The organism is Listeria aquatica (assembly GCF_014223975.1).
GTDB classification, from domain to species: Bacteria; Bacillota; Bacilli; order Lactobacillales; family Listeriaceae; genus Listeria; species Listeria aquatica.
Genome location: NZ_JAARRM010000002.1, coordinates 90,727 through 116,140 on the forward strand (window position 1 = coordinate 90,727; position 25,414 = coordinate 116,140).

Annotated in this window: 23 protein-coding genes and 1 tRNA gene; 2 read left to right on the forward strand and 22 right to left on the reverse strand. The window is 38.6% G+C overall.

Annotated features, from left to right (window positions below; genetic code table 11):
• Positions 1-113: 113 nt before the first annotated feature.
• The 6 genes from HB912_RS06275 to HB912_RS06300 all read right to left on the reverse strand — a co-directional run bounded on the left by HB912_RS06275 (position 114) and on the right by HB912_RS06300 (position 6,226).
• Complete coding sequence (locus tag HB912_RS06275; RefSeq protein WP_185373050.1) at positions 114-479, reverse strand: iron-sulfur cluster biosynthesis family protein; 366 nt, start codon at positions 477-479, stop codon at positions 114-116.
• Positions 480-535: 56 nt separating this feature from the next.
• Entirely contained in the window at positions 536-1,546 is a 1,011-nt protein-coding gene (gap, locus tag HB912_RS06280; protein ID WP_185373052.1) for a type I glyceraldehyde-3-phosphate dehydrogenase, read from the reverse strand.
• 143 nt (positions 1,547-1,689) lie between these two features.
• Entirely contained in the window at positions 1,690-2,130 is a 441-nt protein-coding gene (locus HB912_RS06285; RefSeq protein ID WP_185373054.1) for a GNAT family N-acetyltransferase, read from the reverse strand.
• A gap of 91 nt (positions 2,131-2,221) precedes the next feature.
• Positions 2,222-2,962, reverse strand: coding sequence for an FAD synthetase family protein (locus HB912_RS06290; protein ID WP_185373056.1), 741 nt, complete (start codon positions 2,960-2,962; stop codon positions 2,222-2,224).
• A gap of 145 nt (positions 2,963-3,107) precedes the next feature.
• Positions 3,108-5,060: a heavy metal translocating P-type ATPase gene (locus HB912_RS06295; RefSeq protein WP_185373058.1), complete on the reverse strand. Its 1,953-nt coding sequence runs from the start codon at positions 5,058-5,060 to the stop codon at positions 3,108-3,110.
• 251 nt (positions 5,061-5,311) lie between these two features.
• Positions 5,312-6,226, reverse strand: a complete 915-nt coding sequence (locus HB912_RS06300; protein ID WP_342354365.1) for an aldo/keto reductase — start codon at positions 6,224-6,226, stop codon at positions 5,312-5,314.
• A 146-nt stretch (positions 6,227-6,372) separates the two neighbouring features.
• Between HB912_RS06300 and HB912_RS06305 the strand changes: the two genes are divergently transcribed.
• A tRNA-Ser gene (locus HB912_RS06305) sits at positions 6,373-6,463 on the forward strand.
• Between the two features lie 39 nt (positions 6,464-6,502).
• Here HB912_RS06305 and HB912_RS06310 read toward each other — a convergent pair.
• The 10 genes from HB912_RS06310 to HB912_RS06355 form a co-directional block, all read right to left on the reverse strand.
• Positions 6,503-7,084, reverse strand: coding sequence for a class I SAM-dependent methyltransferase (locus tag HB912_RS06310; protein ID WP_185373060.1), 582 nt, complete (start codon positions 7,082-7,084; stop codon positions 6,503-6,505).
• 14 nt (positions 7,085-7,098) lie between these two features.
• Positions 7,099-8,613: an ABC-F family ATP-binding cassette domain-containing protein gene (locus tag HB912_RS06315; protein ID WP_185373062.1), complete on the reverse strand. Its 1,515-nt coding sequence runs from the start codon at positions 8,611-8,613 to the stop codon at positions 7,099-7,101.
• A 349-nt stretch (positions 8,614-8,962) separates the two neighbouring features.
• Positions 8,963-9,370 (reverse strand): hypothetical protein, encoded by a 408-nt coding sequence (locus HB912_RS06320; RefSeq protein WP_185373064.1) that lies wholly within the window; start codon positions 9,368-9,370, stop codon positions 8,963-8,965.
• 154 nt (positions 9,371-9,524) lie between these two features.
• On the reverse strand, positions 9,525-10,604 hold the full coding sequence (locus tag HB912_RS06325; protein WP_185373066.1) for a PTS sugar transporter subunit IIC: 1,080 nt from the start codon (positions 10,602-10,604) through the stop codon (positions 9,525-9,527).
• Between the two features lie 167 nt (positions 10,605-10,771).
• Positions 10,772-11,374, reverse strand: a complete 603-nt coding sequence (locus HB912_RS06330) for a hypothetical protein (RefSeq protein WP_185373068.1) — start codon at positions 11,372-11,374, stop codon at positions 10,772-10,774.
• A gap of 84 nt (positions 11,375-11,458) precedes the next feature.
• The gene (locus tag HB912_RS06335; RefSeq protein WP_185373070.1) at positions 11,459-12,490 is read right to left on the reverse strand and encodes a WxLIP family cell surface protein; all 1,032 of its coding nucleotides are present in this window, start codon (positions 12,488-12,490) and stop codon (positions 11,459-11,461) included.
• A 21-nt stretch (positions 12,491-12,511) separates the two neighbouring features.
• Positions 12,512-13,255: a WxL domain-containing protein gene (locus HB912_RS06340; protein WP_185373072.1), complete on the reverse strand. Its 744-nt coding sequence runs from the start codon at positions 13,253-13,255 to the stop codon at positions 12,512-12,514.
• Between the two features lie 38 nt (positions 13,256-13,293).
• Entirely contained in the window at positions 13,294-14,049 is a 756-nt protein-coding gene (locus tag HB912_RS06345) for a WxL domain-containing protein (RefSeq protein ID WP_185373074.1), read from the reverse strand.
• Positions 14,050-14,053: 4 nt separating this feature from the next.
• On the reverse strand, positions 14,054-14,386 hold the full coding sequence (locus HB912_RS06350; RefSeq protein WP_185373076.1) for an LPXTG cell wall anchor domain-containing protein: 333 nt from the start codon (positions 14,384-14,386) through the stop codon (positions 14,054-14,056).
• 268 nt (positions 14,387-14,654) lie between these two features.
• Positions 14,655-15,410: an SDR family NAD(P)-dependent oxidoreductase gene (locus tag HB912_RS06355; protein WP_185373078.1), complete on the reverse strand. Its 756-nt coding sequence runs from the start codon at positions 15,408-15,410 to the stop codon at positions 14,655-14,657.
• A 184-nt stretch (positions 15,411-15,594) separates the two neighbouring features.
• Between HB912_RS06355 and HB912_RS06360 the strand changes: the two genes are divergently transcribed.
• Positions 15,595-16,269 (forward strand): hypothetical protein, encoded by a 675-nt coding sequence (locus tag HB912_RS06360; RefSeq protein ID WP_185373080.1) that lies wholly within the window; start codon positions 15,595-15,597, stop codon positions 16,267-16,269.
• Between the two features lie 406 nt (positions 16,270-16,675).
• On the opposite strand, the gene lepB is transcribed toward HB912_RS06360, so the two are convergent.
• The 6 genes from lepB to HB912_RS06390 all read right to left on the reverse strand — a co-directional run bounded on the left by lepB (position 16,676) and on the right by HB912_RS06390 (position 25,343).
• Positions 16,676-17,194, reverse strand: a complete 519-nt coding sequence (lepB, locus tag HB912_RS06365; RefSeq protein WP_185373082.1) for a signal peptidase I — start codon at positions 17,192-17,194, stop codon at positions 16,676-16,678.
• Complete coding sequence (locus HB912_RS06370) at positions 17,163-17,867, reverse strand: hypothetical protein (protein WP_185373084.1); 705 nt, start codon at positions 17,865-17,867, stop codon at positions 17,163-17,165. Before HB912_RS06370 ends, lepB begins: the two co-directional genes overlap by 32 nt.
• Before the next feature lie 16 nt (positions 17,868-17,883).
• Complete coding sequence (locus HB912_RS06375; RefSeq protein WP_185373086.1) at positions 17,884-18,411, reverse strand: hypothetical protein; 528 nt, start codon at positions 18,409-18,411, stop codon at positions 17,884-17,886.
• A gap of 577 nt (positions 18,412-18,988) precedes the next feature.
• Positions 18,989-20,857, reverse strand: coding sequence for an Ig-like domain-containing protein (locus tag HB912_RS06380; RefSeq protein WP_185373088.1), 1,869 nt, complete (start codon positions 20,855-20,857; stop codon positions 18,989-18,991).
• 72 nt (positions 20,858-20,929) lie between these two features.
• Complete coding sequence (locus HB912_RS06385) at positions 20,930-23,347, reverse strand: Ig-like domain-containing protein (RefSeq protein WP_185373090.1); 2,418 nt, start codon at positions 23,345-23,347, stop codon at positions 20,930-20,932.
• Positions 23,348-23,372: 25 nt separating this feature from the next.
• Complete coding sequence (locus HB912_RS06390) at positions 23,373-25,343, reverse strand: MucBP domain-containing protein (protein ID WP_185373092.1); 1,971 nt, start codon at positions 25,341-25,343, stop codon at positions 23,373-23,375.
• Between the last annotated feature and the right edge of the window lie 71 nt (positions 25,344-25,414).

Here is a 25,414-nt window from a genome sequence, read left to right on the forward strand (position 1 = left end):
TTTATAGTTTATAGCTAAACTTTAAAAAAGTAAAGTAATTTGCTTACAAAAAATAAGTGCCCATCTAAATAAAGAAGCAACCTGCTCTTTTCAAGCGAGCAGATTGCTTCTTTTCAATGTTTCGTCATCGTCGTTTTATCCTTCACAGGAACATTTCCCGAAATAATACCACTATAAGTTCCACTAAGAACTAGCATCCCCATACTGCTTACCCGAAGGTGATTCTCTTGATCCAAATAATCAAGCGAGTAAGGTTTCACATAAAAAGTTCCGATATCCGAATCAACTTCCGCCGTGTACTCATGTAAATCCTCATCCGAATCAACAAACACGAGATCAAACGCTAAATCCAAACTACAGCTACCTGCAAGATCAGAAAACTTTCCCGCACCATCATTTAAATTCAAAATGAGCTTTGCCCCATCAGGTTTCTTATTCGAAATCTTTTCAGCCGCTTCTTTTGATACTTCAATCCGCAAATTTCCCACCACCTATTAAAAAAGGCGGCTTTTTAAGCCGCCTCAAAATTTCTAGCTTACAAGTTGGCAAATTTTTCAAGTAAACGAATCATTTGGCAAGTGAAACCATATTCATTATCATACCAAGCAACCGTTTTAACAAGTTGAGTCTCTCCATATGTTGTGACTTCCGTTTGCGTTGGATCATAAATCGAACCAAACGTGGTACCAATCACATCTCCAGAAACAATTTGACGATCATCATAACCAAACGATGGATTGTTTTCCGTGTGTTTCTTCATCGCCGCATTCACTTCATCTGCCGTTACTTTTTTATCAAGCACTGCTACAAGTTCAGTAAGCGATCCATCTACAACAGGAACACGTTGTGCGTGCCCTTGAAGCCGACCATTAAGTTCTGGAATGACAAGACCAATCGCTTTTGCGGCACCCGTTGAATGTGGAATCGTATTATCCGCAGCTGAACGAGCAGCACGTAAGTTCCCACCACGAACTGGACCATCAAGCAACATTTGTGTAGAAGTATAAGCATGGACCGTTGTCATCGTTCCCACTTGAATACCAAACTCTTCATTTAAGAAATAAGCCATAGGAGCCAAGCAGTTCGTTGTACAAGAACCCGCAGAAATAATCTTATCATCTTTCGTAAGCGTATCACCATTAACATTATAGACAATTGTCTTCATTTGACCCGCTGGAGCCGAGATAACGACTCGTTTCACACCAGCATCTAAATGCGCTTGCGCTTTTTCTTCTGATGTATAAAAGCCAGTACATTCAAGTACAATATCAACACCTTGTTCTTTCACCCAAGGAATTTTACTCGCATCCGGTTCCGCATAAACACGTGTTTCCGTCCCGTCCACAACAATCGAATTTTCCGTAGCTTTCACCGTACCTGGATAAGTACCATGTGTTGAATCAAATTGCAAGAGTTGCGCGAGCATTTCAGGGTTAGTTAAGTCATTGATTGCTACAACCTCAATATCATCTGAAACTTCCTTAATTCTGCGAAAAGCTAAACGACCAATCCGTCCAAATCCGTTAATCCCAACTTTTACTGTCATAAGACTCTTCCTCCTATCAAAATCTATTCATTAACATTCTTGCTGAATGCACAAAGTGTTGTAAAAAAACCTACATTTTTATTTATACCCCTTTTTTTTATTCTAAATACATTTTTTTCAATTTTTTTAAGTGACAAACGTTATCATTTTAAATTTTTCCGTTTCATCCAGATCTCACCCTCAAAAGCAGACGTCAGTTTAGCAAAACCAAATTGACGAAAGAAATCAAGTGCCGTTTGATTCTCCGGCAAAACTCGCAAAAAAATCTCATCATACGGATATTTCTTCGCCTCAACAAACAAACCTTCCAGAAGCATTTGCCCGAAACCCATAGAACGAAATTCAACCGCAACAAGCAAATGCGCAAATTCAAGCGTCCCTTCCGTCTCATCTAGCCAAATTTCTCCATACGCAGCCGTTTTCCCGCGCTCATACAACACGAAAGCAGCCTTCTCTTCCGCCTCAATCCAAGCCAAAATTTCTTCTCGCTCAATCCTTCGCTTTCCCGTCGCCAAATAATTATCAGCTTCACTTTGAAAAAGCGGCAAAATAGCCGTCACATCAGCTTTCGTCACCCGTTTCATACCATTCCCTCCAAAAAACAATTCTCCTAAGCCATACCCTAAAAAAGCCCTTTACTAACAAGAAAAAAGCTGCTCGCTTCCGCGACCAGCTTTAGATCTCCTTCACAAACCGAATCGAGCCTCTTCCGTCCGGTAACCCACTTGTAATTTTGTGCTCCTCCGTAACGAATACAATCCCAGACTCCGTTTCATAGCGCCCTGGCGCAGGAAGACAATAATCCTCAATTCCGTGCATGACACCATCCCGAACCTCTCCTGTCACATAAAAAGGGTGCCCGAGCAATTTCTCAGCCTTTGCAAAATTCCCATCCCGAATGAGCGCCCGGATTTCAGTCGAGCTGATTTTATCTAGAATTCCTTCTTCCGTCTCCACAGGAATCGCAGTCACTTGAATGCCGAGTGGGCTGACAAGTCCTCTTAAAAGTTCCACATCCGAAACCGCACCTTTTCCAAAATTGAATTCCTCACCAACAATAATGTGAGACAAATTAAGCTGGCTCAAATGCTCATATACAAATTGTTCCGGTGTCGTTTCCGCATACTCTTTTGTAAAATTCGTTTCATATAAGACATCCACCCCATAATAGGCAAGCCAACGTTCCTTTTCAGCTCCTGGCGTAAGTGCTTCACGAAATTCCGGGAGACCCTTTAGCGCCCAAAGCGGATGCGGGCTAAAGCTAATCACCGAATAAAGTTCATCCGGTTTTTTTATTTCAAGCGCCATTTGTAAAATTCGCTGATGTCCACGGTGTACTCCGTCAAATTTGCCAATCGATAGAACTGCTTGCCGCGAATCTGGAACCGGCGCCAAATCAACATGATAAATTTCCATACGCTTCACTCCTAAATTCTACTTTATAGCAGCCTTTTAAAATCTACAACTCATCTGTTTTGATGAATCGCTAAAATCGAACATTATCGTTTCTCGGTCACTCACATATCAGCAAACGATTCTCCATAAAAAACACCTGCCGCATTTAAACGGCAGGTGTTTTCAAATGATAAATCTCCGGTTTTTGCATTTTTTCGGACTTGCCTTTTTCTTTTGCCAGCTTCCGGTTCGGTAAAAGTAACCGTAACCCATTTAAAATGACAAGAATCGTACTTCCTTCATGTCCGATCACACCAAACGGCAAGTTGATAGATTGAAATAAATTGGCAAGCACTAAACTGATAATGACCAGAATCGAAAAAGTGATATTTTGCTTCACTATCCGCCCAAGTCGAACAGATAGCGCACTCGCATAACTCAATTTCTCCAAGTCATTTTTCATGAGCACAACATCAGCCGCTTCCATCGCAATATCCGTTCCTTCACCCATCGCAACTCCAACCGTTGCATGTGCAAGCGCCGGCGCATCATTAATCCCATCTCCGACCATCGCAACTGGTCCGTAAACCGTCTTCAGATCGCGTAGCACATCGACCTTTTGCTCTGGAAGACAACCTGCAATCACATAATCGATCCCAATTTCTTCGCCAATCGCAAGCCCTGTCGCCTCGTTATCTCCCGTCACCATTATCGTTTTGATGCCACGTTTCTTTAGGCTAGAAACTGCACGTACAGCTTCTTCCCGTTTAACGTCCTTAAGCGCAAGCATCGCAACTACTTGATCCCCACACGAAGCATATACGAGCGTCTTCCCTTCCCAGGGAAGTGTATCACCTAACGAACCCGCAAACTCCTCAGCCTGCTCACTTCCCACAAAGCGAGCCTTCCCAACGCGCCACACTTCTCCGTCAATCTCAGCCAAAACACCAAAACCAGGTACATCCCTCATCACTAAATCCGTGATGTTTTCCGTCCGTTTCTCAGAAAAATCTCGTACAATGGCTTCGGCAAGCGGATGCAGAGAATTTTGTTCGAGTGCATAAATCCGGTCGATCACCTGTGCACGATCCCATTCAGGCGCTACGAAAAAATCCGTAACCACTGGCTTTCCTTGCGTAAGCGTCCCTGTTTTATCAAACGCAACCGCTTTTACACTTCGCAAGTTTTCCAAATGGACACCACCTTTAAATAAAATCCCATTTCGCGCTCCATTTGAAATGGCTGCAAGTGTTGCAGGTGTCACAGAAGCAACAAGTGCACAAGGCGAAGCAACCGTCAAAAGCACCATTGCCCGGTAAAAAGTTTCGTTCCAGCTCCAATCCAGTAAAAAGTGCGGTAAAAAGAGCATCACAAAAACAAGTAACAAGACGGCTTTCACATACTTATCTTCAAACTTTGCGATAAACTGTGCCGTATGCGAAGGCTCACTTTGTGCTTCTTTCACCATTCGAATAATCTGGCTAAAAAGCGTTTGATCCACCGTTTTCTGCACTTCCATCCGAATAACACCTGAAAGATTCACCGTCCCGCCAAAGACTTCATCCTGAACGCTCTTAAGAGCAGGAAGGGATTCCCCATTTATCGCCGATTGATCCACCGAAGTTTCTCCTGAAACAATCACCCCATCAATCGGAATCCGCTCCCCTGGGCGTACCAAAATCAAATCTTGCAGCTTAAGTGCAGCTACATCGACCTCTTCCGTTTCCCCCGTTTCTAGCAGTAAAAAAGCAGTTGCCGGTTGAAACGACATCAGTTTCGTAATTTCTCGCTTGCTTTTGTTCGTCGTGTACGTTTCGAGTGCACCGCTCAACGAGAAAATAAAAATTAGCACCGCGCCCTCAAGCCAGTAACCAATAATGGACGCTCCCGTCGCCGCAAGCACCATCAAGAGCTCCACATTTAGCTTCCGCGTCTTAATCGTGTCGAGAATTCCCTCTTTCGCCTGATCAAATCCTCCAATCACAAACGCCGCAATAAAAATCCCAGCCGTCACACCCGCAGGCACCAAGTTTTCCGTTTGCCAACCTAGTAAAATAAGCAACCCACTAACACCAGCTGCAAGAAACTGCCAGTTCTCCTTCCACCATTTAAAACGCATCCTGAACCACTCCTTTCTTCTAACTGATAATTGTTATCAAAGCCCCTAAAAACACGAAAATCTGCTTTTGCATGCGCAAAAACAGATTATATTTATTATAATTTACAGTTTTCTTATTCCACCATTATTATAGCATGATTATATTGATCAAACAAGTTAATTGATAAAACACACTTTTAATTGAGAATGAATTTCATTCCCGACAAAGCATAAAAAAACCGGAAAAGAAAATGCTTTTCCGGTTTTACTATTTAAGGAAGTACATTCCCAGCAGCGCGATAAATCTCATACCATTCCTCACGTGTAAGTGAGATATCCGCTCCCTTACGAATAGCTTCAATCCGTTCAGGGTTCATCGTCCCAAGCACAGCTTGAATTTTGGCAGGATGGCGTAAAATCCAAGCAATAGCTAGCGCCGAACTCGTCACTTGGTACCGTTCAGCAATTTCATCCATTTTTGTATTTAACTCAGGAAACTTCGGATTATCCAAAAATACCCCTTCAAAATAGCCATATTGAAACGGCGACCATGCTTGAATCGTCATATCATGAATTCGGCTGTACTCTAAAATGCCATTGTCGCGATCAATCCCAGCATCCACTTTCATATTTACATTCAAACCAGCATCAATCATCCCCGTGTGCATCACGCTAAATTGCAACTGATTCACAATCAATTTTTGTTTCACACTTTTCTTCAAAAGTTCAATTTGAAGCGGGCTTTCATTACTCACGCCAAAATGCCGAACCTTCCCAGCGCGCTCAAGCTCGTCAAAAGCAGCCGCCACCTCATCCGGTTCAACAAGCGTATCCGGACGGTGAAGCAAAAGTGAATCCAAATAATCCGTCTTTAGTCTTTTCAAAACCCCATCAACCGAAGCAATAATGTGCTCCTTGGAAAAGTCAAAATACCCTTGTCGAATGCCACATTTCGATTGTAAAATCATTTTATCGCGAATGCTCGCATTCATACCAATCGCATCCGCAAAAACTTCCTCTGATTTCCCACCACCATAAATGTCTGCATGATCAAAAAAATTAAGACCATTTTCAAGTGCCGTGTGTACAACCCGATCTGCTTGTTCTTTCGAAAGATCCGCCATACGCATACAACCTATTGCAATACTAGGTGCAGCGAGCTCGCCGCCAAGTTTCAATGTTTCCACGTGCTTCACCTCTTCATTTAAGATACCTTTATTTTACCACTTTTACATGCCTCAACCAATCCAGATCCACTTACATGAAAAACTTTCAAAAAAAGCTAGCAATTTCCCCCAATTTATTATAAAATAGTCTCTGTTGACTAAAATATGGAGAAATACCCAAGTCCGGCTGAAGGGGACAGACTCGAAATCTGTTAGGCGTCCCTGTGGCGCGCCGGGGTTCGAATCCCCGTTTCTCCGTCAAAAAAGGTTTTCGCAAATTGCGAAAACCTTTTTCTTTTACAATTTTCTAGCCGTGAGAAAGTATATCCTCTCATCAACCATCCGCACATGACAATCGCTAAAACCTGCTTCCTCTAGGGATTTACTCAGTTTTTCCGCAGAAAGTCGAATATGGAGAGGCGGTCCTCCATCAGGCATTTTTTCTTCCTCATATTCAATCACAGCAATATCCCCACCATGTTCTATCACGCGAAACACTTCTGCAAGCACCGACTGCAAATCGAGCACTTCATGCAAAATTAGTGATGCTAATACATGTCGAACAGAACCATCTTCAAGCGGAATTTTCGATACATCAGCTTGGATTCGCTCCACATTCGATACCTTTGCTTCCCCCATTTTCTTCTCAATTAGCTCAAGCATTTTCAAATCCGCATCAATAGCAAAAACCGTTCCTTTCGTTTTCATAGCTAGAGGAATCGTGAAAAATCCCGTTCCAGCGCCCAAATCTAAAAAAGAATCATTTGCTGAAAAACTCGGTAGAGCTTGGATCAACTCATTTATCCGAAACCCCTTCATGCGTTCTTTGTCATCTAAAAATGCAGCCTTCTTGTGAAAATGCCCTTCGTGACCGCTCATTTCGTCACACCTTTCTACAATTTGATTTCTCGGTCCGTAAGACCTTCATAAAATTTTTCTTCGTGTGAGACCAAGATGACACATCCCTCGTAGCTTCTTAGCGCTTCCTTCAAAGCTTCCTTACTCGCCGCATCCAAGTGATTGGTCGGTTCATCTAGAATCAGGATATTACTTTTCGTCAAAAGTAGCCGCGCCAATTTGATTTTCGACTGCTCACCCCCGCTTAAAGTCTTCACAGAACGCGTAATATGCTCTGCTTTCATCCCACTTCTCGCAAGGACTTGTCGGATTTGTTTTGACGATAAAAATGGAAATTCTGCTTGAATCAAATCTAGTGCCGTGTGGTTCTCCTTTTCAAAGCGCAAATCTTGCTCAAAATAACTAATAGCAGCACGATTTGCAAGATGAATTTTCCCAGAAATTTTTTCTCGTTCACCGAGAATCGTCTTGAGTAGCGTGGACTTCCCAATGCCGTTAAACCCTGTAATAACCACCTTTTCATCCGCACGAATCGAAAAACTAATGGGGGAAAACAGCGGATATTCATACCCCACTTCAAGATTATCCACAACTAGACTTTTCCCAATAATTTTTTGACTAGCTTCCGGAAAAGCAAACGATGGCCGAACCGCTGATTCAGGCGCATCTAAGCGTTCTAAACGATTCAACTGCTTCTCCCGTCCACGCGCCATTTTTGAATTTACGCCCGCCTTATTTTTCCGAATATAGCTTTCCGTTTCTTCAATCATCCGTTGCTGTTTAACGTACTGGCGCCGATATTCTTCATTCAAGTGTTCCTTTTGCTTCACAAAGTGCGAGTAAGATCCGTTGTACTTCCTAATTGTACCAAATTCCACATCAAGAATCTGCTTAGCAATCTTTTCAAGAAACCCGATATCATGAGAAACAACAATAAATGTGCCCGGGAATTGAATCAATTGTTCACTCAACCATTCCACATGTTCCTTATCCAAAAAGTTCGTCGGCTCATCTAAAAGCAGAATTTGCGGCTTTTCAAGTAACAGTTTTGCCAAAATAATCTTAGCTCGCTGTCCACCACTCACATCTGAAATCTTCCGATCCATTCCAAGCGCATCAATCCCCAGACCACGCGTGGCTTGTTCAATTAAACGGTCTGCCGCATAAAAATCTGATTGAATTAAACGCTCCTGCATCCCCGCTGCCTTAAGCAAAGACGCCTCATCACCTGCCATATAATATTCATTCATTCGAGCTTCCATTTCAAAGTACGTTGTGTAGGCTTGCTCTAAATAAGCTTGAATCGTTAAATTAGGATCAATTTCCGCGTACTGGTCTAGATGAGCCACATCAGCACTTTTTTGCCATTTGATTTCACCAGAATCCGGTAGCAATTCGCCAAGTAAAATTTTGATTAACGTACTTTTTCCAGCACCATTTTGTCCCACAACACCAACATGCTCTCCTTGAAAAATATCAAAAGAAGCATCTTTATATAACGTCTTCTCTGGAACACGATAATTTAAATTTGTTACTGTTACAACACTCATCATTTCTCCTCTTTTCTTTTGAACTTAGAAGCAAAAACACAAAAAAAGCAGAAGGCGCCAACAAATTGTTCGCCTTCTGCTTTCCAAAACAAAAGGCCTTAGACAAAGCATGTCTAAGGCCTTTACTATTTTCAAACACAGCCGGTAAAAGTGGACAATCTAAATAAGACTCATTACTTGAACGAGTTTCCACTTCACCGACGAGGAAAATTTATAACTGATTAGCCTCTACACAATGCCTCATCGCTTTCATCTGTGCAGAGGTAATTCTTTCAATAAATGGATATAGCTTTTGCATTTTTTACACTTCCTATTCGTCTATTAATATAAACGAGGAAGTCTTCCACTGTCAACCTCCTTTTTGTTTTTTTAAGCAGTAAATGAAAAATAGGAAGAGCAAAAAAGCAAGAAAGAGAACTCTAGCAATCGTTTTTGTTTGAATGACAAAAGTTCCCCCAAGATTTAAAACTAGTAACAACAATGGAATAAAGATAAAAAAGGTCGTGGTGAAAAAGCGATACGAAAAAGCATTTCTTTCTTCTCGATATTGATGATTAAAATGATTCCCTTCCAGACGAACTTCTTCTTTTTTTAATAAGAAAAGAAGGATGGCTCCAATAATCGTCAGCAAAACTGTAACAATTTGGCTAAGTAATTGTTTCCAAGTAATCATCTTACCGCCCATTATCAGTGCAAGAGCAAAGCCATAGATAAAAAAAAGGAACAACATACCAACGTTTTTCCAATATTTTTTCATCCTTCGCCCCCTTACGTTTAATGAGATTGTAAATTTACTATTTCATCTTAACTTTAAATTCGTTTTTTTGTCTGAAACTTAGTTCCAGTAACTACTTTTAAAAATGACAACTTCATGAAAAGAGATAGCGTCAAATGACGTTATCTCTTTTCTATTATTGAACCTCTATCCGCAGATCATCTTTCATCGTCCATCTCATTCGTCTAAATACCACATGGATAACAAAAGTAATAACACCAGAAAGCACAACTCCAACGCCCATATAAACTAAGAATTCCGAAGTACTAGTAGAAAGAATATTAAGAGGAGCAATCAATGAATTAAGCCCTAAACCCGCAAGTTCATAAGTGGAACGAAATCCGAAACCAACAGTAGCAATCGGTGCACAAATTGCTGCTGCAATGAAAGGCGGAATCACAAGTTGTGGGTGAAGTGTTAAATTAGGAAATTGCACTTTTGGAGTAATTAACCCTTGTGAAATATTGGCACCTAGGTTATTTTCTCGCCAGGACATAATAGTAAAACCAACAAACTGAGCAGTGCAACCGATAAGTGCCGCTGCCGAGGAGACAGGATCTAATTGCAAAGCAATGGCAAGCGCTGCTGATGAAGCAGGTGTCATCAAGAGAACACTCCATACAAGCGAAACCACCACTGAACCAAGAATAGGGCTCACAGTGACTGATTTTGCCATAAACGCACTAACTTGGAGGAGTAATGGCGTTGTCACTGCTGCAAGTCCAAGTCCAGCAATCCCCCCTACCAAAATTGATGAAAAAGGAATAAACACCATATCGAGAAACGTCTTCCCAGTAATCCACTTTCCGACGAGCGCTGCAATGAGTCCAGCTAAAACAGCACTAATTGGTTGACCAGTTACAAAAATCCCACTACTTGCCGGTTGTAGTAACGTATGCCCTGTTGCTGTCATTGCTTGCATAGCATCGCTTGTAAAGTAAACGGCATTTGCTCCAATTGTCGAAGCCACCATCGAACTAAAAATTACCAATGTATTCCCTTTTAACTGATAAGCAATTCCTGCGCCAAATGCCGGCGCTAATAGCAACTTAGCTACCGTTCCAATGCTATGAAATGCAGGCCAATGAATAAAATTACCAATTGTTTCGAATAGTAAGCCAATTCCAAGCATAACAAGTACTGCGTTAGAAACGCCTGCTGCAACACGATAAACATACTCTTTGATCGTTAATTTTTCTTCTTGTAATTGTTCCATATGTATCACCTCTTTATGTATATGAAAATTATCATACCATATATCGTTAGAATTGTCTAAATAATTTTTACAAATAGAAAATAAAGTGTTTTACGTCTGGATTTCCCCATAAATAGAAGCAGGGAATGCCGGACTCATCTTATCCCATCCCTGCTTTGCGTTTATTATTATACATAAGAAAAATATTCAATTTCTGTTCTTACAAAATGAACAAAATGGATTGGGTTTATCCTCAAGTTTGTTTGATGACCATTAAATCGCAATATTTTTTTTCGACTTAGCATTTGGCATTCGTCTAATATTGCTTGATCCGTTTCATCGACATTCAATTCCATAAGTTTCACATTAATCATATATGGCCATGGAAGTTTTATTCCTGCCAAAAATTGAATAATTACTGCTTTCAGCTTCCAAGATGAATTTCGCGGTTCAAGCAAATGCTCCGCCCATCTCGCTTCTTTGCAAAGGCCCTCCAAAAGTAGGGCACGAATCGTTTGTCCTTCAGAACCTAACTCTTGTAAAAACTCTTGCGCGACTTCCCATACCGTTACATTTGTCATAGCCGTATAACAAGCTTTTTCTTGACACAGAATATCATCTTCCATGTAAAAAACATGACCATAACGTTCAGAAAAAGTATAAAGTGCCCCATCATCAACTAAGAAAAAATTCTTATTTACAGAAATTGATTCACCCGGTGCTAAGTAGCAAATACTCACATGTGATTGAAAAGAAGGAAGGTCAGCAAAGTTAAATATTTTCGTTTTCAAAATGCATCCCCCTAAAAATTCCATCTAAAATTAGCTAGTAGAAATCCCATAGTTCACTCATCTGAGAGACTATGGGATCCAAATTTATTTGTCTTTCGATTTATGCTTCAACCGATAAATCAAGTAAGAAATAATGGCTAACAAGAGAACTATTACAACAGCACCCACTAAAATGTAAATCCATGTATGATCTTTCTCTAATTGAACAGCTTTGTTATTAAAGTCCTTTGCGTCTTTATCTTGAATTGTAAATTCCTTATTCAAAATCCATTTTTTGTCACCTATCTTGGCAACCCCTTTAAACTCATATTTTCCTGGTTTAAAAGGCTTATTATCTAGGCCAACCCCAAAATTAAAGTTCGAATTTGGTGCCATGCGCAAATTTTTCTGTGTACTTTCATAAAGAACATCTGATCCACCTTTCTTATAGACCTTAGCTTCAATCGTCATATCTTTAACAATCGCAGCCTGATCATTCTGGATATTTGCATTGATGGCATTTCTAAAATTAATTTGAGCCGGTTTTACTGAATTCAAGACCAAATTAGGTTTAACTTGTTTATCCGTTTCAGTTAACTGCACACCAATTGTGTAAGCATACCGATTAATAATTTGATTTTCATTTTTCTTTTCCTTCGGTTTGTTACTTTCATCTTCTTTTTCTGTGAAGTATAGTCCACCTAAAACAACCCCATTAAATAGCTGATCAGGCATTTTCAAGTGTACTTTTACCTTTTGACTGGTCCCAGCTTTAAGCTTAGCTTCTTTTTGAACATTAGCAATGTCTTTAAAATTCACTTTTAAACTTGGATCTTTCTTTTTATCAGGACTATTGTACTCCACAACACCATTATCATTTGTGATAGCGGTATTAGCTTGAATTTCTACAGTAACATCTTTTTTTGTATCATTTCGAAGCTCTACCTCAATATCTTGCTTTTGCCCAGGCTTCATTCTCAAGTCAAAATAAGTTTGCGACTTATCAATTTGATTCCCTGGAATAATGGCCTGTACTGCAAAATTCATTTCAGCCGCAACAGCTGGCCTAGCAGCCAAGAGGCCACTTACTAAACCAACTGCAATTAAAGCCATTATTTTTTTTATCTTTAATTTCATACTATCCCTCGTTTACATTTATCAGGCTGGTGAATCTGTTAACGTCCAAGTTAATTTGGTTGTATACATGCCTTTTACTTTTTTCGCATTTCCTGGTACAACTAGTTCAATACTTTTCTTAGCTTCATCATCTTTACCAAAATAAGCAAACCAAGTACCAGTACCTTGACCATCTGCTGCATTCATTACTTGTGAGCCGCTTGCTGCACCTGGTGTTAATTTAATACCTTGATCCACAGATGGTGCTTTCCCATCATCTTTCGAGTTTGGCGTTCCGTTCTTTAAAGTAAGTATTGCACCATCAAGATAATCTTTTCCATTTTCGTTTTTAAATTGTTCATTTTGTGTAACGGTTAAACGCCATCCTGTATTACTACCACGTTTATCAGTAACTTGAACAAAGTTTGGTGTATCAATATCATTCCCAGAATTTTTATCTGTTAAATGATCCAAATCTGCATAATAGGTTTCCGTTGCACCAGAAGATTCTTGAGATAAGAACCTAAAATTCGATACATAATCAATGCTCAATGGTCCCGCAGTTCCAGGCTCATGATCATTTTCATCTTTTGGTGCCACTGGATTATTAGGATCTGGATTAAGAGGGTTTTGTGGAGGCTCAGTGTTTTTATTGATCGTAAATTCAATAGTTCCGATGGAATTCATTTGACCGCCGTCAGCTGCATGTGCAGTTAAAAATGGTGTTCCTGTTAATGTTAATAGACTAGTTAGTCCTGCTACTGTAATAATCTTAGTTGTTTTCATTTTTCTTCCTCCCTAAATTTCACATAAAATAGTTTTTCTTAATTAACTGGTGAATCAACGAGTATCCAAGTCAGTATTGCTGAGTACGTTGCATCTTTGATCTTTTCAGATATTCCTGGAACAAAAAGCTGTACACTACTTGGTCCAGATTGATTATTACCAAAACTTTCAATCCAAGTTGCCATTCCAGTATTGCGCTTGGCAGTAAGAACTGTTTGAGCGCCCCCAGCACTTCCAGATTTCCCAGGCGTTAAAATAATTTTTTTAGCTTCTGCTTCTGGTGGCGCTGCTTGATTATCTTTTGTTGTTTTGACAACTGGATTCATTAAACTTAAGTAAGCCCCTTTCAATTCTTTTGCCCCACTTGTTAAAAAAGGAGTCTTCTGCTGAACTTGTAGCGTCCATCCATTGTTACTCCCTCTTTTATCAGTTACTTGTACAAAAGGAGCTCGCTCAACATTTTTTCCATCTGCTGTTTTAATAACATCTAATTTCACATTATATGTTCTGTCCTCTGCAGAAATTAACTGATTACCAAAATGGAAATTTGAAACGTAATCAATGCTCAGCGGCCCTGCAGTTCCAGATCCGATATCTGGATCCGTTGACTTAATGGGCTTATCAACATTCGGATCAAGAGGATCAAGAGGAGCTGTAGGCGAAGCATCTTCAGAAAACGTAACTTTTCCCATTGTATTTGCTGTGTTCGGGTCAACTGCTAAAACGGATGAATTACTAAAACCAAACGCAATCGCAGTCACAAGACAAGCTAACCTTATTTTCTTTAAATTCATCGCATCACCCCCTCCTCCTTTGCTTGGAAACATTCAACAACAAAATTCCACATATGAAAAGAATTCCGCCATACAAATAGTTCCTAGTCATTGACATATCTCCTGTTGTTGGAAGCTTAGCCACTTTTGGTTCAAATGTTGGATGCTCTGCATTTGGAATAGCGAAATGAGGTTCTGATTCGAATCCATTTGGAGAAAGATTCTTTATTTCTGGGATGTATGTTTTATCAAACTGTATACTCGCTTCACTATCCACACTAGTTGCAGTTGCACCAATAGGAACACTTAAGAATATAATCAATAATACAACGCAGACAACTCTATAAATATGTTTCAATTTCCAGCCCCCTTATGCAGGTAATTTCTCGGACATGTTTGTTAATGAAACAAGTAAAGTGTCCGCTTTTTCTCCACTTCCCCTCCTCATAAAATTTTTTCTTTACTCACCATCGTTGTTACTCCTCCATTATAAAAGGATTTAATCCCTGCCCTTCGTTACTTTGTATCGCTGAAAAAATATTTTGTTTACAAATTTATGAACAGGCCCCTATGCTCTTCAAAAAAAAGCAAGCTGCAAAAGCAGCCTGCGTTTTGTTAATTTATCTTTACAGCGTATTTCCTCCATCTACACTTAAAATCGCTCCCGTCATAAAAGCAGATTTTTCTGAAGCAAGAAATGAAACAAGCCCTGTTACTTCGTCCACCTGTCCAAGTCTCCCATCACGCAAAAGTCCGGCAGCTGATTTCGGCTGTACAAATTGGTGTTCCATCATGTATTTCCCAATTTTCTGGGTCATTCCTGTCATAATTCCTCCTGGACAAATGGTATTCACTCGAATATTTTTACTTGCATATTCCATCGCAGCATCCTGTGCTAAACCCACAACTGCATGTTTTGTAGCTGAATACATTCCAAATCCTGTTTCAGAACGAATTCCCGATGAAGAACTAACCAGAACAATATGTCCCGATTCTTGTTCAAGCATGATTCGTAACATATATTTCAAACCAAAAAACGTCCCCATAATATTGCTGTGAATCGTGTAACGAGCTTCATCTTCGGTAATTTCATGCAAGAGCTTCGGGTCATGTGTGACACCTTGATTATTCAAATAAAAATCAACTTTTGAAAATTTATCCTTTGCAAGTTGCATGACTTTTTCCGCTTCTTCTTCAACCCCCATATCTGCGTACATGAACGTTGCATCAATGCCTTCATTGCGACACATCTCTGCTGTTTTTTCACCTTCTTCTGCATCCCAATCAGCGAGAACCAAATCAAAACCATCTTTTGCAAGTTGTAACGCGCTTCCACGGCCTATTCCTGTTGAAGCCCCTGTTATTACGGCAGTTTTACTCATTTTGAATCCCCCTTAAACTTTTAATAGAGTCCTATTTAATTTTAACACTTTCCCCCTTCATTAATGTGATACTTAGTATCGAAAATGAATGTTTTTTTCATTATTTCTATGAAGTTTCATATTTCTATTTTTTTTTTGAGAAAATCTATGCTAAAATACATTTCTATGCAAAGGAGTTGAAACAGTGGACTTTATAACTTTTTTCAAGGATGAGGCTCTATGTACTTCAGATGTCAGACACAATCATTTTACATACAAAGATGTACTATTTGAATATTCATCTCTGAAAAAAAATGAGGATATTGGCATTCTTCTCTCAGGAGATGCCGTTATGGAAATTCGAAATTCCAAGGGTGTTTGGGTTCCGAATAAAATCATTAAATCTGAAGATATCTTTGGTATCGAAAACTTTGCAACCGACATTAGAAAAAATCGGTTAGCCGATTATCGAATCACCGGATTAGATGGTGGAAATTTGTTATTATTCAATCGTGAATATTTGCTCATTCACATGTCTACTCAGCCAGAAATCTTGCAATTCATTTTAGATAAAACTGCAAATGCCCTTGTTGATATCACCTATATTCATCGCTACAGCCAATCTTCGTTAGCTTACAAACTTCTATTTGAAATCTCTCGCCTCATGACTGATCTTAATCTACCAACCAATGAAAATATTGTAACTTTCCCAAAATACATCACCATTACCTTTTTAGCTGGATATCTTCGTTCTAGTCGAAACCGTATCTTAGAAGAAATCATCAAACTTGAAAATCAAGAAGTTGTTATTTCACGTAAACCACTTGTCGTTGATTTACAAAAAGTTAAACAGGTATGTCGTGCTCGTCAATATGAATAAAGCGTGAGATCAAATTGGTCTCACGCTTTTATTTAACGAAAAATTTCAGAACAGAATATACGCCGAGAAAATAACCCAATCCTAAATTAAATACGATGTTACAAAAATAAACTATGGGATTTCGCAATTTTAAATTCCGAATAGCTAGTTTGCACAATAAATCGGACACAAATAAAAGAAGTATACCTATAATTCCTGGAAGAAAATAATGGCTAACCCAGCTAAAAAGTTGCGTGCTAAGAGAAATACCATTACTTGGTTCATATGAAAATAGCAGTAAATATGCGATGATGTACAAACCTACAATGATTTCTATACAAAAAAAGAAGAAAAAAACTTTTTTCCAGGTTCGGTAAAATAATGCCAACTTTTTTCCCCCTTTTTGGTAAATACTTATCTGAGTTTATCAAAAATGAAAAATCCATTTCCCCGTAATTTTCGAAAGATCAATAAAGCCAAATCCCCTACTATCTCTGGAATGTAGACGATTATCACCGAGAACAAAAACCTTCCCTTGGGGAACAGTTTTAACACCAGAAGAATCTTCCAGCGAATAATTTAATTTTGATAAAGCTTCGCTCCTCCGAATATATTTCTCTTTTTGTTCTCTCCCGTTTAAGTATAAATTGCCATCGATAATTTCTATTTTATCTCCAGGGAGCCCGATAATACGCTTAATATACTCCGTATTAGGTACGTCTGGAGAAGAAAACGAGATAATATCACCACGTTTATAGGTGGCATCTCGCTTATAAATCAAGCCATACTCATTGCTTTTAAGTGTGGGTTTCATCGATACCCCTTCAATTTTAACCAATGAAAAATTGAAGAAAAAAATTACACAGATAACAGCTATAATGCTAATGGCTACAATAGCATGCAGAATTAGTTTTTTAAAATTTCTTTTTCTCTGTTGACTCGCCACTTTTTGATGTAGATTTTTTTTTTGCTCGTTCTAGCGTCTGTATAATGTCTTTATTATTTTCATCTAAGCTGCTAGCAAGCTCTCTCTCTTTACGCTTCCTTTCTGGCAATACTATTTCTTGAGTTGTCATTTCTTGTTCTTCATGCGTAGCTTTTGAATCATCTCTTACTTCGATATGCTGTATTCGTCTTTCATCAAGTCGATCTAAAATAGAAGTTAATCTTGTGATTTTTTCATCAAAATCTCTTTCACATTCATCTTCATCAGATTTTTCCAGCCCAAAAGTAGGGATGATTAAAGCATTTAAAATAATATCTCGTATCTTAGAACGAAAAACTCCCGAAAAATCATCAATCTCCTGAAGGTTGCTTGAAGGATTCGAAGAAAAAAACTCGATTTTATAATCGCCTTCAAAACCGTTTGCAATCACTATTCGGAGCCAAATAAACTGAGGAAACTCTGTCTTTAGTTCCTCCATGCATTCCTTCACGTTAATGGCTTTTGCTTCAGAAAAATGAATCCGTATGATATATTTTTGACCGCAAAGAAGTCTATTAAATTTTTCTTGTGATAAATTTAATTTTTGCTGATAAAGCTCTAGCTCTTGATGTGATGCTTCGTAAAGCACATGCCCTTGAAATCCATCTTTTTCTGTCTCAATTAAAATGTTCATATTGACAACCCTCTTCTTACTTCAATTCTTCAATAATATCATCCAATTGATCGATCCAACTTCCTAATAAATGATCGGTAACTTGTTTCATTTGAATCATTTTTTCTCGATACTGTTCAGCTTGCTGGCTAATTGCTTGAAACTCTTCCTGTTTATTAACCAAAATATCCTCTGCCTTTTTCTCTGCTTTGCGAACAATCCGATCAGCTGTAGTTTGGGCTTCAATTAAAACATCCGCTAGGGCTTCTTTCGTCAAACTTGAAGATTCACTCAGAGAAGCGGGCTCATCACTTTTTACAGCCCTAAGTTGGGGTTTTGATTGCTCTACTTTTTCGTTTATCGCCAACTGATATTTTTCTTTCATTTCTTGATAATCTTGCTCAGTCTTTTCCATCAAATTAAGTCGATCTCTTAATTTATAATTTTCATTCTTTAATTCCTTACTTTTAGCCTTTTCCTCTTCAAAATCAGTTAATAAGGATTTCACTTCTTTTTCTAGTTCTAACAATTCCTCATCCGGCAAATTTTGGCGCGGTTTATTCATTTTTTGAGCTCCTCTCTATTCTATTATCCGTTCCATCATTATGCCTTATTATATAAAGCTTTATTCTTGCTATCCCGTTACTTTGTTTCGATTGTCATCTCACTTTTTGACTTTTCTATGTAAAAGAAAAAATTATTTGTGATAAAATAAATATTATAGAAAAAATTAATATTTCAAAATTTTCAAAACTGTAAATGCTTATTTCTAAGATTGGGTCCTGCATTCGGCTAAAGGAGCATGATAGACATTGAGGGAAAGCGGGAAAATATGTGCACTGAGTTTGATGTACTATTTAAAAAAACATGGTTCATTTATTTGTAGTTTATCACTACCAAATGAACTCAACATTTACTCTCAGAAACAAATTAATGAGATGTTAGACACTCTATTCCACTATCATTTATTGTATAAAATCTATGGTAAATCTGGATTAGAAAAATATACTTTAACCAATCGAGGAAAATATGTAGTAGATAAGATAGACAGCATCTAGTAAAATCAACAAGCCAATGCAGGACTCAACTTGTAAATAAATAAGAAGCTGTCAGAAAGTAATATTCCGACAGCTTTTAAATAATCAGCTTCCGATCAGCACTCGAGTTGGAAGACTTTCGATATTGTTGCTAATTTGTGTAACAGCTATTTCTGCACCAACTACTGCATCATTTGGATTAATAGCAATGAAAAAGTATCCTGCAGCATTTGCTAGACCTGAATAGTTTTGTCCACCAATTTGTACAACTACAAATGCATTTGGACTAGCCTGTCCAGATACTGCCGATGTTCCCGGAAGAATGGTATTAATGCTTGGGCTCTCTGGATAAACAATAATGACTTTACTTTCAGTACGTCCAGAGGCTGGATCAGTAGCTGTAATTTCTATATTTTGTCCTGCTTTATAAGATTGACTCATTTGAATCATAAACGTACCAAGAGTTGATGCTTGACCTTCATAAATACGATTACCGACTTGAACTTTAATTTTACTATTTGGAAGGGCCATCCCCGTTAAAATCCGATCTGTATCAGTGATCATATTAACGCCTAGTTTGAAACTTCCTTGTACAACTTTGGCATTTGTTACAAGACTTTTTTGTTGTCCATCTGTTGAATACACCGAAATCAATGAGTTTACTGGATACGTATGGTCTAACAAGACCTTAAAGTTCCCTTCTGCATCTACCTTGGCTTCATAACTATCTGTAGAAATATTTAGTTTAATAGTAGTATTTGGATCCGCTGTACCGGAAACCGTAGTATCTTGAGTAGTTACTGCATTTATCAGCGGCGCTTTAAGTTGAATATTTCCTTTTGTGACATACATAGTTGTAGTTGAGCTTTCTACTCCACTTTTAATACCATACGCAGAAACAAGGGTTCCTTCAGGATAGGTTTTATCAAGCTGAATAGAAAATTTATGTGTATCTGGATCTGGTTTTGCCGTATAAGTTTGATTTCCACCAAGAGTAACAATCACTTTATCTGCATCTGACTCTCCTGTGAGCACTTTTTCTGTTGAAGTAAGTGAATTTAATTGAGGCGGAGATACGACAATCCCTTGTTTCACATAGACGACCGTATCAGAGCTAGTCTGTCCATCCTTTATAGCTCGTGCCGTGACCTTTGTACCAACTGGTAGAGGCCAGAGCTTCACACTGAACTTTCCTGTACTAGCATCTGGTTCAACCCTAAAAATAGTATTTTGCACTTCAACCTCTACAATTGGAGCGTTAGATGTCCCTGATAAAACATTATCCGTAGTATTAATAGGATTTAATTGAGGTGCCTCAATGTAAATATTCTTTTGCTGAACAAATATTGTGGAAACAGGACTAACCTGTCCATCTCTTTCACCATAAACATCTATTCTAGTTCCAACTGGATAAGTCCGACCCAGTTGCAAGGTAAAAGCGCCAGTTCCTGGTGTAGTTGACCCATAAAAATTTTGACCATTGATGGTGACCCGAACATTAGGAGCATTCGAAAATCCACGAACAGTCGTTTCATTTGTATACACCGGATTGACCATTGGAGCATTTAAACTAGGCGGTGCTACTCCTGACATTGTCGTTTTTATTGTATCCACTATATAACCTTCAGGGTTAAGTTGATAAACGATGACTTCTGAGCCTCCAGGGAAAGTCTTTCCCAAGTTAATATAGACATTTCCCCATTTATCTACTTTTGAAGAAAAAATATTTCCATTAACAACAGCTGTAGCCGTCCAGCCTGGTGTTGCTACCCCAGTTATCACACTTTGTTGATCTGACGGTGGATTAATTCGCAAGGGTTTATAGGATGGCTTCCAAGGTGGAAATAAAAAATCTGGACTAGCATTATCACTACTTTGTGCAGAAACTGACTGAGTACCTTGTCCCCCCCAAAAAACACTTAAAAAAATCAAAATTGCTAGAAGCCATTTGAGTAATTTTCTCTTTTTTTTCATCTTTTTACAACCCTTCATTTTACCTTCTTGTTTGTATAAAATAATGGGGCACTTCATGATGCCCCACTATTCTTAAAAAATAATAACTGAACTTACGTGACTCTTTACCCCATCAACTTCTGAATAGCAGTCTAAAGTATCAAAAGAAGCAATTGGTTTTTTAAGTCTGAATATTGCTTGACCATTTGAATCCGCCATTTGTTGTAATACGTCTGAGCCTCCATGTTGAGACTGGATAGTCATGGTTACTAAACTATCTGGATCAGCATTAATCACAATCATTTGATCTCCTACTGCTGGTATCTTACCTGTTTCAAAAGTGGGAAGACGTGGTTCAACAAATTGATTAACTATTTCAGCATTTTCACCCATTGAAGTTACATATGCTGAAACAGGTGTCCCAATTGGATATCTTCTTTCAATATCCACAACAAAACTACCGTTTGCATCCGATTTTGTCTTAAAAAGACGATCCCCAACTTTGACTGTAACATCTACATTTGGACGTGAAACATTACCTATTGCTTGTTGATCTTGGCTAGTGACAGGACTTAGCGACATCGTTAATTTCTGTGAATCCATAACCATCGATTGAAATACTGGGCTCACATTATTAGATTCGTCTGTAGCAGTAGCCGTAATTGTTGTCCCCATCGGGAAATTCCTTGCTAGATCAATCGTAAAATTCCCATTTTGATCTGCTTTTTTAACATATGAAGCAGTGTTTCCATTTGGCAACCCTAAAGAAACTCGAACTACAGCAAACGGCTCCGTTGATCCACTAATCGTTGTGCTAGTTTTTAAAACTGTATTGAGGGCTGGTGCTCCAGGAGCTGTTGTATCTTCTACTACAATTTTAACTGGATCACTTTCAATTCCAGATTGACCCGTTGCCCTGACATTTCCTTCTGTATTTTTTGGATAAGTAGTATTTAAGTTTACAACAAAGTCCCCATTACTATCTGCTTTAGTTGTATACAAGTCTTGACCAAGTACCACTTTAATTTGTGAATTAGGTTCAGCCGTTCCTGTGACCGTCTTGCTCGAATCTCCTACCTCATTGATTTTAGGAATCTTTGTCTTTACAGTTCCTTTAACAGTTACAATCGCTGGCTCACTTCGATTATTTTGTGTATCCACTTCTACTACTTTGACCTTTGTTCCACCAGGAATAGGATGGTTCAGATTAATCGTAAATTGTTTATCTGGCCCTACTTTTCCATAGAGAACTTGGTCATTAATAGATACAATGATTTGACTTCCTACTTTACTTCCTTTACCTGAAATTTGTTTCATTGTATCATCGAGCGGATTTACCACTGGAACACCTGGCTTAACTGTATCAACAACCAAAACAGTCGTAGTAGGACTTTCATTCCCTGCTTCATCTACTGCTTTAACCGTAAGTTTATCTCCAATATTAGCAGGTTGGGTCAGATGAATAGAAAATTGGCTTTGTCCATTTCCTACATCGACTCCATTCGCAATACCTTCACCCACTAAATCTCCTTTTTCATCTGTAACTTCAATCTTACTACCCATTTCAGCAGAGCCTTTTACAATTTGTTCACTCACTTCAATATTTTTAACAACTGGTTTCTCAGGAGCTACATGATCTTCAACCTTTGCAGAAACAGGCGTACTAGCCATCCCACTTGAATCAATTTGAACGGCTGTAATAGTTTCATCATAAATAAGAGATCGGTTTAAGCCAATCAAAAATCGACCATCTTGCCCAACAATTCCAGAACCTATTTCTTGACCAGAACCATCTTTTATAACCACACGATTTCCCGCTACACCTGTACCTTGAACTTGTCTTTGACCAGCTTCAAGTGTGCTTAGCTTAGGCGCTGGAACTTCTTCTGTGATTACCCCATTGTTAGGATCCCCTATTTTATAACCCACAGACATTAATACATTACTATATTTCGGCGCATTATATTCTAATGTCACCGTATAATTTTGATCTTCCTTAGCTACAATCGTTTTTTTATACGGTTTGGGTAATAAATCGTCCATATTGTTAGTGTCGATAGGGGTGGCGGTCTTCACATCTCCATTAAAACTGATTGAAGCTTGAGAACCTCCAAGCACATGGACTTGATAGTACCAAGTGAAGTTATACGTTTTTCCCTTTTCTAACTTAAAGACTCTTTGCGCTTTGAAGATAGAATTCCCAATATTAGCAAAATTAATATAAGCCGTATTATACTGATCGCCATCTGGCATCTGTATTTTTCGTCCTTGTAAGAATGTATTTTGAACTGGAACATTTAAGTCACTAGAATATTTTAGCACACTCCATCCAGTTGAAATATCAAATGCATTTGTTGCAACATTTGCTTTTGTTGTACTTAACTGAGTAGCCTTTGAATTGTTTTGTGCTTTACTAATTTTTTCTGCAATTGGAATATTTGTAAACACTGTAGATGCTAACACTCCTGCAGCAACAAACTTCATAGCCTTGCCTAATTTTGTTTTTTTCATCTACTAAACCTCCGTCTTCTCTATCTTACTTTTTCAAACGACATATACTACCAAGAATAAGCATCAATCCTAGTAAGCCACTAGCCACTGGAGAATTATCTCCTGTAACTGGTAGTTCAGTATTTTTTTCTAACTGATTAGACCGATTTTGTCCTAAATTTTTGGCGTTAAATGTCTTTTTTGCACTACTAATATCAGAAGCTAGCGGAATGGCAGGCTGATTGGAGGCCTTCATTTGTGGAACCCATTCTTTTTTAACAGGTATTGTCACCGCGCCAGAATCGATTATAGAAGAACCTACTTGTTCAGAATTAGCATGATTTGAATGACTGCCATTTTCTCCATTTGATGGGACAGCAGGCTTTTCTGAATTCGGAACTTGTCCATTTTCATTATTAGCATTTTCTTCCTTACCACTGTTAGATCCTGTAGGAGGTTCGTTAGATGAATGGCTGGAACCTTGTCCACTTGTTTTTATCTCACGATAAATGAAAGTGACTTCTCCTGTCTTATTAGAGAATTTTCCGGCTTGATTATCTGGTAATTTCTTTAGTTGATAGCCTGGAAAACTTTTCGGTTTTGCTGCATAAGAACTTCCAACTTCTCCCGTTAAGATTTCTGGTGAATCTGTTAATGCTTTCCCATTTTCGTCCACGAAATTCACAACTACTTTGCCATTTTCTACTGCTGGCATTTTTTCGTACGTGAAAGTGACTTCTTCTGGTTGATTAGAGAATTTTCCGGCTTGATTGTCTGGTAATTTCTTTAGTTGATAACCTGGAAAACTTTTTGGTTTTGCTGCATAAGAACTTCCAACTTCTCCCGTTAAGATTTCTGGTGAATCTGTTAATGCTTTCCCATTTTCATCCACGAAATTCACGACTACTTTACCATTTTCCACGGCTGGAATTTTTTCGTACGTGAAAGTGACTTCTTCTGGTTGATTAGAGAATTTTCCGGCTTGATTGTCTGGTAATTTCTTTAGTTGATAACCTGGAAAACTTTTTGGTTTTGCTGCATAAGAACTCCCAACTTCTCCCGTTAAGATTTCTGGCGAATCTGTTAATGCTTTCCCATTTTCGTCCACAAAATTCACGACTACTTTACCATTTTCCACGGCTGGAATTTTTTCATATGTCAATGTAACCGTTTGACTAGAGCTTTGGAAAGTTCCCATAACGTTATCGCTTGTTTCTTGTAGGAGATAACCCGGAATTCGTGGTACTTTAACTGTATATCGATCACCAACATCTCCTGAAATTTCAGTTGAAGCCTTAATGGACTTACCTGCCTGGTCTACATACTGAACAATTACTTTTCCTTTCTCTTTTTGAACCGGCGCTTCTTCTTCAATATCCACACCATGGTTAGGATCCCCTATTTTATAGCCCACAGACATTAATACATTGCTATATTTCGGCGCATTATATTCTAACGTCACCGTATAATCCTGATCTTCCTTAGCTACAATCGTTTTTTTATACGGTTTAGGCAATAAATCATCCATATTGTTAGTGTCGATAGGAGTGGCAGTCTTCACATCTCCATTAAAACTGATTGAAGCTTGAGAACCTCCAAGCACATGGGCTTGATAGTACCAAGTGAAATTATACGTTTTTCCCTTTTCTAAATTAAAGACTCTTTGCGCTTTGAAAAGAGAGTTCCCAATATTAGCGAAATTAATATAAGCCGTATTATACTGATCGCCATTCGGCATCTGCGTTTTTCGCCCTTCTAAGAATGTACTTGTAACCGGAATATCCATATCATCCGTATACTCTAGTACATCCCAGCCATGTGCAATATCAAAGGCTGGATCAATTGTGTTATTTTCTTTCCCTGCTTGTTCACTCACAGTCTTAGAAACTGATTTTGAATTGGGGGTTTCTGCCGCTAATGTAACTCCTGCAGGACTCATTACTAAAGCAAACGTAAGCATAGTTGTCATCAATGTATGCTTGGAAATTTGGTGTAAAAACTTTTTCATGTAATTCATTTTTTCCTCCTTTTCTTATATGCAATCCACCCTGTCTCAATTCGCTTTCTAGTTTGCTTATGTCTAATCCT